Raw genomic sequence first — 1,020 nt, 5'->3', positions numbered from 1 at the left:
TGCAAGGCCTTCTCGGCCGACGCCGACGGCACCGGCTGGGCCGAAGGGGCGGGCATGCTCCTCGTCGAGCGGCTCTCCGACGCCCGGCGCAACGGCCACCGGGTGCTGGCCGTCGTACGCGGATCCGCGATCAACCAGGACGGTGCGTCCAACGGGTTGACCGCCCCCAACGGGCCCGCGCAGCAGCGGGTGATCCGCCAGGCGCTGGCGCAGGCCGGACTCGCGGCGGCGGACGTCGACGCGGTGGAGGCCCACGGCACGGGCACCCGGCTGGGCGACCCGATCGAGGCGCAGGCGCTCCTGGCCACCTACGGGCAGGAACGGGAGGCGGACCGGCCGCTGTGGCTGGGCTCCCTCAAGTCGAACATCGGGCACACGCAGGCCGCGGCCGGTGTCGCGGGCGTGATCAAGATGGTGATGGCGATGCACCACGGGGTCCTTCCCAGGACCCTCCACGCCGACGAGCCCTCGCCCCACGTCGACTGGTCGGCGGGGGAGGTGCGGCTGCTGACCGAGGCGCGGGAATGGGCGGAGCAGGGAGGCCGTCCGCGCCGGGCGGGCGTCTCCTCCTTCGGAGTCAGCGGTACCAACGCCCATGTCGTCATCGAACAGCCCGCACCACAGGAGGACCCGGCCCGGGCCGTACCGGCCCCCGGCACGACCGTCGTCTGGCCGCTGTCGGCCAAGGACCCGGCGGCGCTGCGCGCACAGGCCGAACGCCTCCTCGCCCACCTCACCGCCCACCCCGGCCTCCACCCCCTCGACGTGGCCCTCTCCCTGGCCCCGAAGGCCGCCCTGGAAGTGCGGTCCGCCGTCACCGGCACGACCCGCGAGGAGCTGCTCGGCGGGCTGGCGGACCTCGCGGCGGAACGCCCGTCGCCCACTGCGGTCCTGAGGACGGAGACGACGCAGGGCACGCCCGTCGGCGGCAGCCGCACCGGGTTCCTGTTCTCGGGGCAGGGCAGTCAGCGGCTGGGGATGGGGCGTGAACTGCATGCCGCGTTCCCGGTGTTCGCCGAG

1 protein-coding gene is annotated in these 1,020 nt (G+C 74.9%); it reads left to right on the top strand.

What is annotated here, in order from left to right; translation table 11 throughout:
• Positions 1 to 1,020, top strand: a 1,020-nt coding sequence (locus WDV06_RS36960) for a ketoacyl-synthetase C-terminal extension domain-containing protein (protein ID WP_395514173.1), incomplete at both ends; no start/stop codon positions are given.

Source organism: Streptomyces racemochromogenes (assembly GCF_044129415.1).
GTDB classification, from domain to species: domain Bacteria; phylum Actinomycetota; class Actinomycetes; order Streptomycetales; family Streptomycetaceae; genus Streptomyces; species Streptomyces racemochromogenes_A.
The sequence above is the reverse complement of the archived record's forward strand: the minus strand, read 5'-3'. Positions and strand labels throughout refer to the sequence as shown.